The organism is Wolbachia endosymbiont (group A) of Acrocera orbiculus (assembly GCF_947250015.1).
Classification (GTDB): domain Bacteria; phylum Pseudomonadota; class Alphaproteobacteria; order Rickettsiales; family Anaplasmataceae; genus Wolbachia; species Wolbachia pipientis.
In genome coordinates, this window is the sequence record NZ_OX366272.1 from 625,447 (window position 1) to 640,652 (window position 15,206).

Annotated in this window: 16 protein-coding genes and 1 pseudogene; 3 read left to right on the forward strand and 14 right to left on the reverse strand. The window is 34.7% G+C overall.

Going from position 1 to position 15,206, the window contains the following annotated elements; all coding sequences use genetic code 11:
* Nucleotides 1-4: 4 nt before the first annotated feature.
* The 3 genes from OOL03_RS03140 to OOL03_RS03150 form a co-directional block, all read right to left on the reverse strand.
* Entirely contained in the window at nt 5-1,486 is a 1,482-nt protein-coding gene (locus OOL03_RS03140; RefSeq protein WP_264707620.1) for a hypothetical protein, read from the reverse strand.
* A 42-nt stretch (nt 1,487-1,528) separates the two neighbouring features.
* The gene (locus tag OOL03_RS03145) at nt 1,529-2,515 is read right to left on the reverse strand and encodes a hypothetical protein (protein ID WP_264707621.1); all 987 of its coding nucleotides are present in this window, start codon (nt 2,513-2,515) and stop codon (nt 1,529-1,531) included.
* Between the two features lie 95 nt (nt 2,516-2,610).
* On the reverse strand, nt 2,611-2,781 hold the full coding sequence (locus OOL03_RS03150; RefSeq protein ID WP_167482803.1) for a hypothetical protein: 171 nt from the start codon (nt 2,779-2,781) through the stop codon (nt 2,611-2,613).
* 141 nt (nt 2,782-2,922) lie between these two features.
* Here OOL03_RS03150 and OOL03_RS03155 point away from each other — a divergent pair, with 141 nt between their 5' ends.
* Nucleotides 2,923-4,383: a TrkH family potassium uptake protein gene (locus OOL03_RS03155; protein ID WP_264707622.1), complete on the forward strand. Its 1,461-nt coding sequence runs from the start codon at nt 2,923-2,925 to the stop codon at nt 4,381-4,383.
* Between the two features lie 255 nt (nt 4,384-4,638).
* On the opposite strand, the gene mgtE is transcribed toward OOL03_RS03155, so the two are convergent.
* Entirely contained in the window at nt 4,639-6,009 is a 1,371-nt protein-coding gene (gene mgtE / locus OOL03_RS03160; RefSeq protein ID WP_264707623.1) for a magnesium transporter, read from the reverse strand.
* Between the two features lie 153 nt (nt 6,010-6,162).
* On the opposite strand from mgtE, the gene prfB reads away from it, so the two are divergent.
* Nucleotides 6,163-7,267 (forward strand): peptide chain release factor 2 gene (gene prfB / locus OOL03_RS03165; RefSeq protein ID WP_141456981.1). Its coding sequence is split into 2 segments (ribosomal slippage): nt 6,163-6,237 and nt 6,239-7,267, totalling 1,104 coding nucleotides; the frame shifts between segments, so codons are not numbered across the junction.
* Nucleotides 7,268-7,343: 76 nt separating this feature from the next.
* Nucleotides 7,344-7,484, forward strand: a complete 141-nt coding sequence (locus OOL03_RS03170; RefSeq protein WP_264707624.1) for a hypothetical protein — start codon at nt 7,344-7,346, stop codon at nt 7,482-7,484.
* On the opposite strand, the pseudogene OOL03_RS07150 reads toward OOL03_RS03170, so the two are convergent.
* The 10 genes and pseudogenes from OOL03_RS07150 to OOL03_RS03235 all read right to left on the reverse strand — a co-directional run bounded on the left by OOL03_RS07150 (nt 7,442) and on the right by OOL03_RS03235 (nt 15,125).
* Nucleotides 7,442-8,528, reverse strand: a pseudogene (locus OOL03_RS07150) (IS3 family transposase). The gene OOL03_RS03170 and the pseudogene OOL03_RS07150 sit on opposite strands and share 43 nt — an antisense overlap.
* Before the next feature lie 78 nt (nt 8,529-8,606).
* A complete protein-coding gene (gene pstB / locus OOL03_RS03195; protein WP_006280935.1) occupies nt 8,607-9,365 on the reverse strand; it encodes a phosphate ABC transporter ATP-binding protein PstB in 759 nt (252 codons plus the stop codon).
* On the reverse strand, nt 9,362-10,147 hold the full coding sequence (gene dapB, locus OOL03_RS03200) for a 4-hydroxy-tetrahydrodipicolinate reductase (RefSeq protein WP_264707625.1): 786 nt from the start codon (nt 10,145-10,147) through the stop codon (nt 9,362-9,364). Before dapB ends, pstB begins: the two co-directional genes overlap by 4 nt.
* Nucleotides 10,148-10,293: 146 nt before the next feature.
* Nucleotides 10,294-10,470 (reverse strand): hypothetical protein, encoded by a 177-nt coding sequence (locus OOL03_RS03205; RefSeq protein ID WP_264707626.1) that lies wholly within the window; start codon nt 10,468-10,470, stop codon nt 10,294-10,296.
* A gap of 83 nt (nt 10,471-10,553) precedes the next feature.
* Nucleotides 10,554-11,600, reverse strand: a complete 1,047-nt coding sequence (locus OOL03_RS03210) for a Fic family protein (RefSeq protein WP_264707627.1) — start codon at nt 11,598-11,600, stop codon at nt 10,554-10,556.
* Between the two features lie 169 nt (nt 11,601-11,769).
* Complete coding sequence (holA, locus tag OOL03_RS03215) at nt 11,770-12,762, reverse strand: DNA polymerase III subunit delta (protein ID WP_264707628.1); 993 nt, start codon at nt 12,760-12,762, stop codon at nt 11,770-11,772.
* 5 nt (nt 12,763-12,767) lie between these two features.
* A complete protein-coding gene (locus OOL03_RS03220) occupies nt 12,768-12,947 on the reverse strand; it encodes a hypothetical protein (RefSeq protein WP_010082539.1) in 180 nt (59 codons plus the stop codon).
* Between the two features lie 131 nt (nt 12,948-13,078).
* Nucleotides 13,079-13,888: a metal ABC transporter permease gene (locus tag OOL03_RS03225; protein ID WP_264707629.1), complete on the reverse strand. Its 810-nt coding sequence runs from the start codon at nt 13,886-13,888 to the stop codon at nt 13,079-13,081.
* Nucleotide 13,889: 1 nt separating this feature from the next.
* Entirely contained in the window at nt 13,890-14,255 is a 366-nt protein-coding gene (locus OOL03_RS03230) for an Mth938-like domain-containing protein (RefSeq protein WP_182366721.1), read from the reverse strand.
* Nucleotides 14,256-14,258: 3 nt separating this feature from the next.
* Nucleotides 14,259-15,125 carry a 4-(cytidine 5'-diphospho)-2-C-methyl-D-erythritol kinase gene (locus OOL03_RS03235; protein WP_006280386.1) on the reverse strand — a complete coding sequence of 289 codons (867 nt, stop codon included), beginning with the start codon at nt 15,123-15,125 and terminating at the stop codon, nt 14,259-14,261.
* Nucleotides 15,126-15,206: the final 81 nt, after the last annotated feature.

Sequence of the window (15,206 nt, forward strand, 5' to 3'; positions counted from 1 at the left end):
ATCTTCACAATGATACCCTACCTACGTTTCTACTCTCTGCCACCTTCTCAATAGAACTTATAGGACTTATGTTGAAAGATAAATCATTATCACAATTTTCTTCATCGCTATCAAGTCCACTATCAACGCTTAAAGATCTGAGTAATGTTGTCTTCTCTCTCAGTGGAACATAAGACTCATTATCAATGCTTGAAGATTTGGATAACCTTTTCTTCTGTCGTGGAGCATTACCAGACTCATTAGAAATTTCTCCCGTTAATTGATTGTTGAAGCTCCTTTGTTCATCAGCACGAATTTTTTCTTCCAGTCCATCAAGCATTCCTACCAATTCATCACCCCATTCATTTTCTTCTTCTAATAATTGTTTACACTTTTCTTTCTCACGCTCTAGCTCGTTTCTTAACTCTTCGACTTTATCTTCATCTTTAGTGAGTTCAAGTGTAAGCACCTTATCTCCTGGAAATTCCTCGTACTCGTTTTCTAGCTCTTCAATGTTGAGTTTTAGTCTCTCTTCTCCAAGTGTATCTTGTAAATTGCTATCCTGCCTATCTGATTCTTTAATCTTTTGCTCAATTTCTACTTGTACCTTATATTCCTGATCTAATTCTCTTAGCTGATCTTTCAAGCGCTCTTTCTGCTGGCGTCGTTCAACCATTATCTGTTCCGCATCTTCTCGTGCTTGATTTAGCTCTTTTTCCAAATTCTTCTTTCCTGCATTAACAATTTTCAGCTCTTCCTTTAGCTTTCTTTTTTCTTCATATACACCTTTAAGTTCTTGTGCTTTCCCTTGTAGCTCTTTTAACACACCTGCTAATTCTTCATTTTTTTGTGCCAGTTCAGTTTGCAATTCCGTGTTTTTTTGCTCCTCTTTTTCAAACCTGTCTTGTAAATCGCTATTCTGCTTCTCTAACTTTACAATTGTTTGATTAGCTTCTTCTTGGGTTGTTTCTAGTTTCTCCTGTAGTAGCTGATTTTCTTGTATTAATTCATGGTGCTTTTTATTTATCACTTGCAACCCTGCTTCTATTTTTTGCTTCAATTCAACAGCTTCTTTTTTCAAATTTGACATTTCTTGCTTCAATTCAACGTTTTCTTCGGACAGCATCTGATTATTTAAAATCAATTCATCCATTTGTTGTGAAGCAACTTCTGTTTGAGTTTCAGTGTGTTGTAAATTGACTTCCGTTTGAGTTGATGCATTGCTATTAATAGAAGGAGAAAGGCTATTGTCAGCATCAACTTTAGGGTCTAATTCCCCCTCTGGTTCTTCGCGATAGGCCGCTATAGACTCATTTTGAAAATTATTATTAGCAGTAGGTACAACATCAGCAGCCTTACCTTTTTCTAGTACAGCATCATATAAGGAGAGACCTTGAATATATAATTCATCGTTTTGCTTTATTAATTCTAAGATCTCATCCGATAGCACAAAATCTTCATCATTAAATTTTAGTACTTCAGTTATGCCATCGCTACTCACATTCATAATCATGGTACACATTTCGGATCCATCCTTTACAGGCCATAATTAGACAGTTCTGCGTTGTTGCAACACCCCAGAAACAACCGGGTCCGAGCTTTTCGTATTTGGGCTTTCTGATTTCTCACAAACTCCTCCAATATAAGCTAGTACAGCCAATGCTGAAACTGCTAAAACTTCTAAAACTAATGCAACTACAGGATATGCCAGCACATAGGCTGCAATAGCACCAACTACGCATAGTCCAACAACGCCCAGAGCGATCTTCCCTTTGTGTTCACTCCAGAAGTTTGTATCGTTTTTTTCTGGGGTTTTGTTGTCTGCAGTTGGTGCAGAGTTTACGGTGTTTTGATCTAGATCAGTGTCATCTATAAAGTTAAGATCATCATTCTCAGACGGATCCTGATTGATTTCTTGTGAAAATCGAGTCGCATACTCTTTATCCCATGCTATCTGATCATTAATCTTGGCATTATCTAGTTCATTTTTACTAAGTTTTTCCTCAAATTCTTGAATCAAATCTTGAAAGCATTGCTCACCTACTCCAGGTATTTTAGCAAAACGTTTTTGTGCACATGTAAGTTTATCCATTACATAGTTATTTCCATTGGGCTCGAACCCAAGGAGCCCTGGAGAAGCAGCATCAAACATTAATTTAAAGCTTTCTTTTATCTTTTCCACATCTTCTTGGTTCAATTCTTCACTATATTCAACTTTCAGAGGATAAACTAAAAGGGCATCTACTCTTCCACTACTCCAATATACCTCTCGCTCTAAAACCCTTTCTACATCTTCACCACAATTCTCTAATGCTGCTTTAACTTGATCAATATCAAGGTTTTCTATTGCTTCTTGTAAGTTGGAATCAAGATCCATTACCCACTTGTGATCTTCTATTTTTTGAACAACTTGTACAAGAGCAAAATATTCTGTGCTATGAGGGTCAAATTTTCCTTGAAAGCGTTTAAGATCATCTATTGTATCCGTAAAATATGGTTGATCTTCAAAAGATTTTGTTACCTTGTAATCACACAAAAAATCACGAGTTTTTTGATCAGCTTCCTTCCAAATTAGTTCAATGATCCCTACTTTAGTGTTAACGCTAGTTTTAGTACAGCCAATAACATCATTTAAATGGTACCTTTGTCACTAGTCAGAGTCCCCTCGTGGCTCAAAACTGCTTGTATATCATTATGTTCCTTATTGTTGAGTACGTTCTGGACTTCTTGAAAATTGTCATTCCTGACTGCCTGTCTTAATGAACCTAGAATTTCTTCTTGTGCATCAGTTAATTCAACCATATCTTACCTCTAATAAAAATTTAATTATCATACATATTTACAAGTAAATCAAGTATATTGTTAATAACTGTTAATAAAGGCCAACAAAATGCTTGACGTTAGAGTAGCTTTTATGGCTTTGTATAGCGAGGAAGTAACTCTATGAAAAATCATCAACGTTTACAAACTTTACGTTCAATTGCATTTATTGTGGGAATATTCCTATTGCTATTTAGCTTAGCAATGCTTATTCCTGCTATTACCAATAAGTATCTCAGCTACGAATGGAAAAATTTTTTCGCTGGATTCATAATTACCTGCACATCTGGCGCAATTTTTATTTTACTCGGTAAATTAAGTAGATTGCATGGAATGCCAGCAATTTTTGCGATTACTAGTTGCACCTGGATTGCCTTGTCTCTGTTTGCAGCTATTCCTTTCTATTTTGATAATCTGAGCTATGTTGATGCATTGTTTGAAACGATATCTGGCATCACAACCACAGGGGCAACTATATTTAATGATATTGAAAAACAATCTCCAGGAATACTGCTGTGGAGAGCAATGCTACACGGCATGGGGGGTTTTGGTGTAATCACTTTAGGAATTGCAGTTTTTCCTATGTTTAAGGTTCTCAGCCTAAATAATTTACTTTATTCTGAATATTCAGATGCTACCAAAAGGAAGTTGCCGAACACGCGAAGCGTAGTGATTCATGTTACGGCAATATATTATGGCTTAATTTTGTTATGCATATTTTCCTATTATCTAGCTGGTATGCCACTATTTGATGCAATATGTCACGGAATGTCTGCTGTATCAACTGGTGGATTTGCTAACTATAATGATTCTATAGGGCACTATAATAATCCCATACTAGAAGCCATAACGATCGTTTTTATGATTTTGGGTTCTCTGCCTTTTCTTAGCTATTTAAAAATTATAAGACGGTTAGACATTTGCTATGATGAACAGGTCTCTTACTTTGTTAAGATAGCTACTATCTCATCTTTATTTGCTTGTTTTTGGTTGTATAAAAATGTTAATTTAGGAGTGTCATTATCATTTAGATGCAGCACATTTACCATCACTTCCTTGATTACGTCAACTGGTTATGCAATCTGTAATCATATAGATTGGAGTTTCATTTCAGTCTTAGCTTTTTTTCTAACCTTTGTTGGTGGATGTAGCGGTTCTTCAAGTGGTGGTGTCAAAATCTTTCGTTTGATCATTTTTCTAAGATCTATAGAAAATCACTTTCGCCTTTTATTGAACCCAGGCGCAGGCGATAGGGTAAAATTCAATGGAAAAACCCTGGAGAATGATGAAGTTCACTCTGTCTTTATATTTTTTGCAATTTTCATGTTAACGTTTACCATTTCATCAATAGTGATGTCTTACTTAAGCAATGCAGACTTTATAACTAGCATCAGTTCAGTCTCTGCAACGCTTACAAACTCTGGCCCGGGATTTAGTAATTTAATAGGTCCTTCGGGTAATTATTCCTCTTTCAGTAATGAAGTAAAATTATTTCTATCGTTTTTAATGCTGCTTGGCAGACTTGAAATATTGCCAATCTATTTTTGTATAGGTAATTTATTCTTATTTAATAGAGAGAAATAGTTGGTGAAACTTGATATTATAGCTAAACTGACTTACGACAATTTGAAAAACCGTCATTCCGCTACTCGTTAGCGATATCTATACCGCGAATAAATCCACAGATGTACGAACATTGTGATTTGGGCACACCAGGAAGAATGTCATCCAAGTAGCCCCTTTCTCGTCATCCCGCTACTTGTTAGCGGGATCTATGCTAAGAGATACCGCGAATGAATCGCGGCATGACGGTTCGCGGCGGTATAGCTATAGATAGTATTAGCTATTTAATAAAAAGATCGTAGCTAAACCAAGAAATATAAAAGCTGAGAGAATATCAGTTGTTGCCGATGTTAGGATTGAAGAAGAAACGGCAGGGTCAGACTTTAAACGGTGAAGCATTATAGGAATGAAAGTTCCGATGAACGTTGCAATAATTGACATCATAATCATGGAGACCACAAAAATCATCTCCACTTTGAAGTTGTGAAACCTTATTGCTAACACTACTAATGAAATAGTAGATAAGATCACCCCGTTTATAAGACCTATTAAAAATTCTTTCATCAGTATTCTTTTTGCATTTTGCTCAGTTAGATATTTTGTTGCGATTGCCCGGATGGTTAGCGTTACTGTTTGGGATCCTGCATTTCCGCTCATTGATGCAATTATCGGCATGATTATTGGTAGTACTATAAAACTTTTTATTACATCATCGAAAAAGCCAACTACTATGGAACACATTGTTGCAGCTAAGAGGTTAAACAGTAACCAAGGTAGCCTTTTAATTATAGTTTTATGTATAGGGGCATTTATATCGGCTTTAGAAGATACACCGCTTATTTTGAGTACATCCTCTTCTGTTTCTTGTTGAACAACTTTTATCACATCTTCAATTAAGATCACACCAATAATTTTACCATTCTTATTTACTACCGGAGCCGATAATAGAGAGTAATCTTTAAATATTCTTGCTACTTCCTCTTGGTCTATTCCAGTTTTAATGATTTTTATGTCATGATCCATTATCTCTTTTATTATTGTGTCTCCTGAGTGAGATATTACCTTATTTAAATTAACACTGCCTATAGGCTCTAATTTTGAGTTGATAATGAATATCTGGTGAAATTTTTCTGGTATTTTTTTATAGTTGCACACAAATTCTGTCAGTTGATTTATTGTCCAATAATATGGAGCTATAACCATATCTTTATGTATTAACCTTCCTGCACTTTCTTCTGGATATGATAGCAACTCCTCTACCGATTTCTGAGTTTTGCTGGGCAAATAGTAAAGTATATTTTCTACAGACTTTCTATCTAAATCTTTCACTATGGTTACTATATCTTCTACATCAAGGAGCATTAGTAACTTTGCTGTATTTTCTATTCCCAATATTTCTATGATCTCTATTTGTAAATCTGGCACTACATGCACTAGGGCATCACTTAACAAATGTTGATCGAGGATATTAACTAATTTCTCCCTGTGATCACTGATCGAAGTAGATAAAAAATAAGCTAACTGAACACTGTCTATCGTTTTTACAATATTACGAACATTCTCTAGCTCCTCGTTATCAAGTGACTCTATTAAGTCATCAATAGCCTTTTTGTCTAAACCATAATGGGAACTTATTTCAATATTCATTACTTTACCTTGTTTTTTAATAAATATACGCGCTTGATTTCCTTAAACATTAAAGTATAATGAAATTATTTAAATTAACTATCATATGGTTAAATTTCTATTTTGTTTACTGTTATTGTTATTGATAGTAAATATATTAAAATCTAAAGTATAATGAAAACTTATCCAGAAATTCTTGAACACTTTCAAAGCTTAAACAAAAGTATTTCTCTTATCAGGAGGTGTCTTTGACATAGAAAAATTAAAGTTGCGCCTTGAAGAGCTTGACTCCCAAGCGTCGAATGATGACCTATGGCAAGATAACCAAAAAGCACAAGAAGTTTTAAAAGAACGTTCTAAAATTAAGAATGACGTAGAGTCGTTTTTAAAGCTGGAAAGCGATTACAACGATGCCATCAGCTTAATGAAGTCTGCTATTGATGAAAATGATGAAGAATTTTTCTCTGAAGTTGAAAATGAATTAGCTAAGCTAGAGAAATTAATCAAGTATAAAGAAACAGAGTCCTTATTTACTGGTGAAGCAGATAATAATAACTGCTTTTTAGAAATCCACTCAGGAGCTGGCGGAACCGAGAGCAATGATTGGGCTGAAATGCTGATGCGCATGTATATAAGGTGGGCAGAAATTTATCACAACTTTAAAGTTGAAGTTGTAGAAAAATTAGAAGGAGAGTCAGTTGGTATAAAGTCTGCAATGATAAAAATCGTTGGAGAAAAAGCTTATGGGTGGGCAAAAAGTGAAAGTGGAATTCACAGGCTGGTTAGAATATCGCCATTTGATGCAAATGGTAAACGTCATACCAGTTTTGCAAGTGTAGGAGTAACTCCAGTGATAGAAGATTCAATTGATATTGCTGTGGATGAAAAGGATCTAAAGATCGACACCTACCGTGCTTCCGGAGCAGGCGGTCAGCATGTGAACAAAACTGAAAGTGCAGTACGCATTACGCATATTCCAACTGGTGTTGTAGTTCAATGCCAAAATGGTCGTTCTCAACACAGAAATAAAGATGAGGCATTGAAATTACTTAAAGGACGTTTATACCAAATTGAACTGGAAAAAAAAGAACAGAAAATGGCTGAAGAATATGGTAAAAAATGCGATATAGGCTGGGGCAATCAGATCAGATCGTACGTTATGCATCCATATCAAATGGTGAAGGATTTAAGAACCGGACATGAAGTGGGCAATATAAATTCTGTTTTTGATGGTAATATAGATTGTTTCATAGTTAGTGTGCTTACTAAGCAAAATTAAGAATTCATTTGGAGTTGACTTTACTTGCTGTGATAGGTGATAATTAAAAATACTATTTAAAATTAGAGGTAAAGTTATGGCAATGAACTATAAGCAATGGGAAGAAATATTAAGTACAGTTAATAAAGAAGTGACCTTACCCAGAAAAAGTGGAGAGAAAGTGTGGAATGTTTTTTACAAAAAGAATGATGCATCAAATTGTTCTGGAATGCAATAGTTAATAGTGACGTTGTTTGTTATAAAAAATTTCTATGTATTCAAATATTGCAGTTCTAGTTTGTTGAGCAGAGTGTTGTGAAGTATCAATAAGTATTTCTCTTTTCAATGAGCTAAAGAAGCTTTCTGCAACAGAATTGTCGTAACAACAGCCTTTATTACTCATCTATATTCTTTACAGCTAAGAGATATTGATACCCTTGCGCAGTATATTGTGAACCTTGGTCACTGTGCAGCAGTAGATTTTTAACAGGTTTACGCCTATTAATGGCCATTAATAAAGAGTTCATAACCAATTGTTTATTTATTGCACTACTCATTAACTACCATACGTGAGAATTATTGCTGCCAAATATAGCCATCCCTCCTTGGTTTTGATGTAAGTAATCCCATACTTTATTTGGTTGATCAACAATAAAGTTTTGATCTAGTATATTGGGAGCTACAGCTCTATTATCTGTTTGTTGTTTTTTAATTTTAAACTTTCTTCTCAGTATAGCCCTGATGTCATTTTTCTGCATAATACTTTGCACCGTTTTCAAATTGCAACTTTTACCCAAAGCCTTTAATTCAGCATGAATTTTAGGAGCTCCATATCTACATTTAGAAGCTTGATATATTTTTTGAATATCTGCTAATAACTCTTTATTTGCTGATTCTCTACTGCTTATTTTCCTTGTAGTCCACTTATAGTAGCCACTAGCAGAAAATCCTACATAATTCCTGTACTTTATAGCAGTTACTATATAAAAAAATATTTTACTCTTTTTGACTGGCCAGGGCTTTTTTTTAAATGTCTCTTTCCCTTGTTACTCTTGCTTTGTAAATCAAACCTCTCTTTGTCGTAAGGAGCCATGTTACCTCTACCTGGAAATGCATCTGCTGCCGACTTTTTTTCGTTGTGTTTCTTTATCCATTTTCCTAATAAACCACCCTTTATTCCTAAATCCTTTGCTGTTTTTGTAATTGTTTGACCTACCTTTCTTTGTTCATTTGCCAGCTTAACAGCTTCCAATTTGAATTCTGCCGTATATTCTCTTGCCATTTCTAATCCTCCAAAATTTTATTTTACCCAAAAAAACTCTTTTCTTTCTCTCCACTTTTTCTGGGTAAGGTCAGAAATTTAATGATCCAGGATATACTCCTTTGTTAAGGGAGATTGAGCATTTTCGAATATTTCTTGAGTGCTTCCAGACTCAACAATTCTGCCATTATGAAAGAAAATTACACTATCAGATAACTTTTTAGCTTGCTTCATTGAATGAGTCACCATAATTATAGTAAATCTTAATTTCAGCTCTTGTATAAGATTTTCGATTGCATTGGTTGCCATTGGATCAAGAGCAGAGCACGGTTCATCCATTAATAAAATAGTTGGCTTCACTGCAATTGCGCGAGCGATGCATAGCCTCTGTTGTTGGCCACCGGATAAATTGAGTGCGCTATCTTGCAATCTGTCCTTCAATTCTTCCCATAAACCAACCTTGGTTAAACTATTTTCCACCATCTCATTCAATTTTTGCTTATCCTTCGCCATACCATGCAATTTTGGCCCACAAGCAACATTATCATATATTGATTTTGGAAAAGGATTTGGCTTTTGAAATACCATACCAACTTTTGCTCTAAGTAGTACAACATCCATATCGCGTGAATATATATCACCCAGCCCATCGATATCTAATTCACCAACAGTTTTGCAACCTGGTACGTAGTCATTCATACGATTAAAACAACGCAAAAATGTTGATTTACCGCACCCGGATGGTCCGATAAAAGTAGTAACTTTTCTTTTATAAATATTCAAATTTATATCGAATAAAACTTGCTTAGAGCCGTACCAGAGATTTAAATCTTTAACAGAGGCACGTGTATTGCTCATATCACATCCTGCATTGAATAGAGCCCCGGAATTTCTCTTTTATTTTCGTATAGCCATACTGCTGCTTGAACAGCTCCTCTAGCAAATGTTGTGCGATCAATTGCTTTGTGGTTTAGTTCTATCCGTTCATCAGAATTAACAAACATCACGCTGTGATCTCCTATTACTCCACCTCCACGAGATACTGCAAAACCTATTCCCCCCTTTTTTCTTATGTTTGAACCACTATGTAAATATTGATTGGACTGAAAATCCATTTTTGAAGCGTTAGCAATTGTTTTGCCAAGTTCTATAGCTGTTCCAGATGGTGAATCCTTTTTTAAGTTATGATGCATTTCCCAAATCTCAACGTCATATTCATTACCTAAAAGCTCAGCAGCTTTTTTTACCAATTTCAGCAACACATTAACCCCAACACTCATATTTGCTGACCATAATATTGGAACTTCAGCAGCATATTCTTTCAAATCGACACCTTCTATTCCAGTTGTGCCACTAACCAGCGGTGTTTTAAATTTTACAGCTGCTTTAAGGCAGTCTAACATACATTCTTTAGTTGTAAAATCTATTACAACGTCGGATAACTCAAATATGCCACTAATAGAACTTGTAACCTTGATTCCTAGATTGGCTATAATTGGTCCAATATCTGAATCTATGTACTTACTGCCTGAACGGGCAACAGCACCTGCTATTTCCACTTTGGTATTTGTAATTAATTCATTGAGTATTTTTTTGCCCATTCTGCCTAAGCAGCCTATTACTCCAACTCTGATTTTCATAAAGCTTTTTACGTTTATTAAGAATGTTAGGCCTTTTTTTAAGCTCTGTCACTTCTGATCTATATTCTATAGCTGTACGAACACTGCAATTTCAGATCCCAGTGCCTTGACCACAACTATTGCAATATGGTACATAGTGAACGATGTCATTCCAGTCTGGAATCTAGCCTTTCTGAAATCTCATCGAAAACGTTGTAACCACTTTCTATGCTAATTTGCTTGCTTACAAGCAAACTTTTCTGGATCCCAGTGTCTGGGCACTGGGATGACAGGAGAAGGCACTGGGATGACAAGAATAGGGCACTGGGATCTAGTGGGCTCAAACTACAATGTTTGTACAGCTGTGATCTATATTCTATAGCTGAATAATTTAACAATTCAAAATGAATACATATCCTGTTGAGCTCTATATTACATACCAGGTTGCTTTGCCTTTTCCATGCTGAGTGATGTGATTACTCTTTACGAGATTAGATACGTGCTTCTTTAAGGTATTGCAGTTTGCTTTAGTAATATTTTCCAAATCCTTAATTGTAAGACGTCCATGTTTGCTGAGTAGTGCTAATACTTTAGCAGAAAGTGGTGGTAAATAGAAATTTAACACTTTTTCATGTGACACCTTTTGTTCAAGATGAAATTTTTGCTTTTGTAGTGACCTTAAAAAGAACATAAGCCATGGATTAAAATCATAGCTGCTCGTCTTCAAGGATTGTTGAGTACGACGCAAAGCTAAGTAGTAACTCTCCTTATTACTTTCAATTATACTTTCAAGGGAACTGTAAGGTACATAGATATACCCTAACTTTAGTAACAAGAAAGTTGTGAGAATGCGTGATAATCTGCCATTTCCATCCTGGAAGGGATGAATAGCTAAAAAAGTAACTATAAAAATGCCAATAATTAATAGAGGGTGTAACGATTTCACCTCTAATTGCTGGCTAGTCCAATAAATAAGTTCTTGCATTTGTGTTGCTGTCTCAAATGGAGAGGCTGTTTCAAAAACTATGCCCAAGCTTTTTCCAGATTCATCAAACGCTTCAACATGATTGGGGAATTTTTTATATTCTCCCATGTGCCTTTGATCTTTATATGAAAATTGTAAAAGCCAGATGTGAAACTGTTTTATAGTGTTTTCTGTAAATGGCATCTTGTTAAAGTTTTGAAATACTTCTTCACACACATACGCATATCCGGCTATTTCTCGTTCATCTAGAGAACGAAATGAGCGTGTATCAAGTTTGGATAGTAATTGCTCAACTTCACGGTCTGATAATCTTGCCCCTTCAATACGAGTAGAAGAACCAATACTTTCAATTGTTGCAATTTTCTTGAGCATTTGTAAACGTTCTGGAGCTAAATTACCAAACAATTGCCATGCTCCTTTAAATTCATCAATTTCAGCAACTAATTTTAACATTTCAGGTGTTATTACAATTTTTGAAATGTCAAACATATCTGTATTTTTATCTAGTTATATTCAATTATATTCGAAAATATCCTATTAGCAAAGAATACTTGTGAGACACACACTAAAGAATGAATTTTGGTAGGCATAAAAGCAGCTATTTTATGTTAAAATACAACATTTTGATGAAATTATAAGAAAGGCTGGATCCGAGTAGTCAGCTACCCGTCAGTGCATGTTGAAAAATCATTTTATGATCTAAATCAGTTTTTTTACAGGTAACTTCTAAGCTTATCAATTTTTCCAAGATCTTCTTAAGTTCTGAAAGTTGCAAACTTTTCAAATGAGATTTAAAACTCTGCAATTGTTTAAAAAACAATGGAGGGCTTAGCTGATCAATCGCAGCCTGCTCACTCATTCCACCTTGCACTGACAGCAAAACGTTTTCAAGGCGTAGGAAATAATTTGATATAATGCGAATTAGCGCTATCGGTGAAAAATTTTCTTGCGATATCAATGCATCAGAAATTCTAATGAAACGCGACATATCTTTACTTGCTATGGCAGAGCATAGATCATCAAGTGTAGCATAGTCGTTGCCGGAAGTTGAAAAGCATAATTCTATATCAGTAAGTTTTAGGTCTTTTCTCTCCCCTAAGTATAAAACTAACTTCTCAAGTTCTGAACATATAGGCAGCTTGCTATGATTAAAGTAAGATTGCAAATGGTAGATTATCTCATTTGTGCATTTTATATCATTTTGTTTTAAGTAACTTGATATAATATCATAAAGATTACTGTTGCTGTCCTTATAGCAAGCAATTACACCAAAAATTTTTGAACTCTCCATATAACTTTTGGTTGCAGAATTGTGTGGAAGATCAGTTGCTGTCATCATTACATAATGACCACTTGCATTATAATCCAATACGTTTTTTAACTCTTTGGATATACCTCCACTCACATTTATCAGCTTAATTAATTTTTTGCTGGTAAACATCGAAATGTTTGCCAATTCAGAAAACAGTAAACCGGGTGACTTATTCACTATTGCAAAATCCATCACCTGAACTGAATACTCATCCAAATTAGCAATTATTTCTTGTACATAAAAACCAACCCTACTGTTATCACTTCCATGAATTAACACACCACTTAAAGCATCAGGTTTCTCTAGGAATCTTTTAACTTTGGATGGTGTAACCCTCATGCTATCTATATGATATCATTCTCATTTGACTGTACATGAGTATCCAAAGACTCTGAGTCTCCTTGTGCAATATTATGCACATCACCTGCTACATCATCTGACTCTTCTGTTTTTCCTGTAATATAATTATAAAATTTTTTCACAGGTTGAGATATATATTTGGAAAAAAATCCTTCTTCGCTCATATTGCTTACTCCATAAAATTAACAACTTATCATTAGCATATAAATAATAGTATAGCAAAAACTATTTTGTGCTAAGATAGTGATGTTTTATAATGAGTATATTACAAAATTATTAACATTCGAGATCAAAATTAAGCCAACCTGCTTAATACTAGCCTTATAAAATAAGCGATAATTAAATATACCGCTGCAACAAGTATAATTGCAGGTCCAGTTAACAAATCAAAACTTGCAGATAACATGAGACCCGATATCCCAGAGATTACAGAAAAAACTGTTGCAACAATAATCATCTCCATTGGAGTTTTTGAGATGAGTCTTGCGGATGCTGCTGGTATTAGCAAAAATGCAGCAATGAGTAATATTCCTATTAATTGGGCAGCAATTGCTATAAATATAGCAAGTGTAATTAAAAATTCTAGTCTAACAAAATTAACATTAATCTTCTCAACTACTGCTAAATCTTGATTAATTGAAATCATTAACCAATAACGCCATCTAAATATTAATATCAAAGTAACTACTGCAGAGGTTAAAAAAATCAATACTATATCACTTTGATCGAGCGTTAATATATCACCAAACAGTGAGCTAATAATACTATTATTGCCAGATGGAAGAAAAGACATAAGTATTAAACTCGATGATAAAACTACATTGGTAACGATGTTCAATATCGTATCGGCAGAATATAATCTGTTAAAATTAAGAGAAAGCAGTATTGCAAACGCAATTGCAATGAGCATTATGCTAAGCGATGGGCTAATCTTAAAGATCAAAGCAAGTGCAATACCAAGCAATGAAGAATGGGACAAACTATCACCCAAATACGATAACCTTTGCCATATCATAAACGATCCTAAAGCGCCTGTTACTAGGCTAATCATAACTACTGCAATTAGACTATTGATGAAAAAATCCTGAGTAAATATTTCAAGCATGCTATATGGCTATTAGATAACTGACAACAAACCTATCTTCGGATATCAGAACATTATGGGTTCTACATGCAGAACCTGTTGTCATAAATTCAAAATTTAAACCTTTTTGTTCCATAAGATAGGACTTCACTGAAGAACTTGGTATATTGCGTGTTTTACCAGTACCTATTATCAAAATTTCTATTTCCTCTGTTAAAAAAGATTTAAAATGTTCCTTGCTATTTATATCACTTTCTTTCAATTTAATCACCTTTTCAGGAAAAATTATAATTGAGCCGCAATATTCTCTATTATTCACCAAAAATTTTCCTTCCCTGTAACCATTTATAAGATTTTTATTCTCGGAAATTAAGGGAGTTATATCCATAAGTCAAACTATTAATTGAGTGTCACATACCCACCATTCTGGTTGCTTTTTTCCGATATTAACTGCAGCAGCTTTTGCATTTTCCTCACTATCGAATATTCCAAAACATGATACACCACTGCCTGACATGCGAGAAAGTATAGAGCCTTCTTGTGACTCAAGTGTTGATATCACATCCTTAATTTCAGGTACAAAGCTTATTGCTATTTCTTGAAGATCGTTTCTCGTCTCTTTAAGAAGCTTCAACAAATCCTTTTCAGCGTCATCGCTCCATTTAATTGGCTCAGAAAATTTTCCTTCATGTTTGGAAAATACCTCTGGTGTACTCAAAAACCTTTTTTTCGGTTTCACAAGCACCACATTTGTAGGTAAAGAGAATTTTTTAATGTGGCATAATTCTTCGCCAATACCTCTAACAAAAACTGGCTTGCTATCTACGCTTGCGGGAACATCAGCACCAACGTTTAAGGCTATTTCATTTAAAATCGTCCTATCAATCTCCCACAGCTTCCCTAGCGTACGTACCACAGCTCCAGCATCTGAGGATCCGCTACCAAGTCCTGCAGCAATTGGTATGTTTTTTACAACCTTTACAGTGACTTTAGTGCGTACAGGAGCATGCCTAAGCAGCAGATTAACCGCTTTCATTACAGTGTTATATTGGTTATTTATTTTAGACTCGGAGTTTATAAATTCAACTGTAGAGTTATCGTATCTAGAATCCTTCTCACCTACTTTTATTTCCAAAAAATTAGAGAGATTAGCAAAGACAAATAAACCTTCAATCAAGTGATACCCTGTTTCTTTTTTGTCTACAACATGCAAAAAAAGATTGATTTTTGCAGGCGCCTTTACACAAAAACTTTTCATTATATATCTTCACTAACACTATTTTTACATTATATGTATAATGCTATTCTAGTCAACTTTTATAAGGTTCTCACACTTCTG

Excerpts from the sequence above, each read along its gene's own strand:
- OOL03_RS03155 (WP_264707622.1), top strand. The coding sequence starts at position 2,923 with ATGAAAAATCATCAACGTTTACAAACTTTACGTTCAATTGCATTTATT.
- OOL03_RS03220 (WP_010082539.1), bottom strand. The coding sequence starts at position 12,947 with ATGAGCGAAGAAGGATTTTTTTCCAAATATATATCTCAACCTGTGAAA.
- OOL03_RS03140 (WP_264707620.1), bottom strand. The coding sequence starts at position 1,486 with ATGAATGTGAGTAGCGATGGCATAACTGAAGTACTAAAATTTAATGAT.
- OOL03_RS03225 (WP_264707629.1), bottom strand. The coding sequence starts at position 13,888 with ATGCTTGAAATATTTACTCAGGATTTTTTCATCAATAGTCTAATTGCA.
- OOL03_RS03235 (WP_006280386.1), bottom strand. The coding sequence starts at position 15,125 with ATGAAAAGTTTTTGTGTAAAGGCGCCTGCAAAAATCAATCTTTTTTTG.
- OOL03_RS03170 (WP_264707624.1), top strand. The coding sequence starts at position 7,344 with ATGGCAATGAACTATAAGCAATGGGAAGAAATATTAAGTACAGTTAAT.
- OOL03_RS03230 (WP_182366721.1), bottom strand. The coding sequence starts at position 14,255 with ATGGATATAACTCCCTTAATTTCCGAGAATAAAAATCTTATAAATGGT.
- pstB (WP_006280935.1), bottom strand. The coding sequence starts at position 9,365 with ATGAGCAATACACGTGCCTCTGTTAAAGATTTAAATCTCTGGTACGGC.
- dapB (WP_264707625.1), bottom strand. The coding sequence starts at position 10,147 with ATGAAAATCAGAGTTGGAGTAATAGGCTGCTTAGGCAGAATGGGCAAA.
- mgtE (WP_264707623.1), bottom strand. The coding sequence starts at position 6,009 with ATGAATATTGAAATAAGTTCCCATTATGGTTTAGACAAAAAGGCTATT.
- OOL03_RS03150 (WP_167482803.1), bottom strand. The coding sequence starts at position 2,781 with ATGGTTGAATTAACTGATGCACAAGAAGAAATTCTAGGTTCATTAAGA.
- OOL03_RS03210 (WP_264707627.1), bottom strand. The coding sequence starts at position 11,600 with ATGTTTGACATTTCAAAAATTGTAATAACACCTGAAATGTTAAAATTA.
- holA (WP_264707628.1), bottom strand. The coding sequence starts at position 12,762 with ATGAGGGTTACACCATCCAAAGTTAAAAGATTCCTAGAGAAACCTGAT.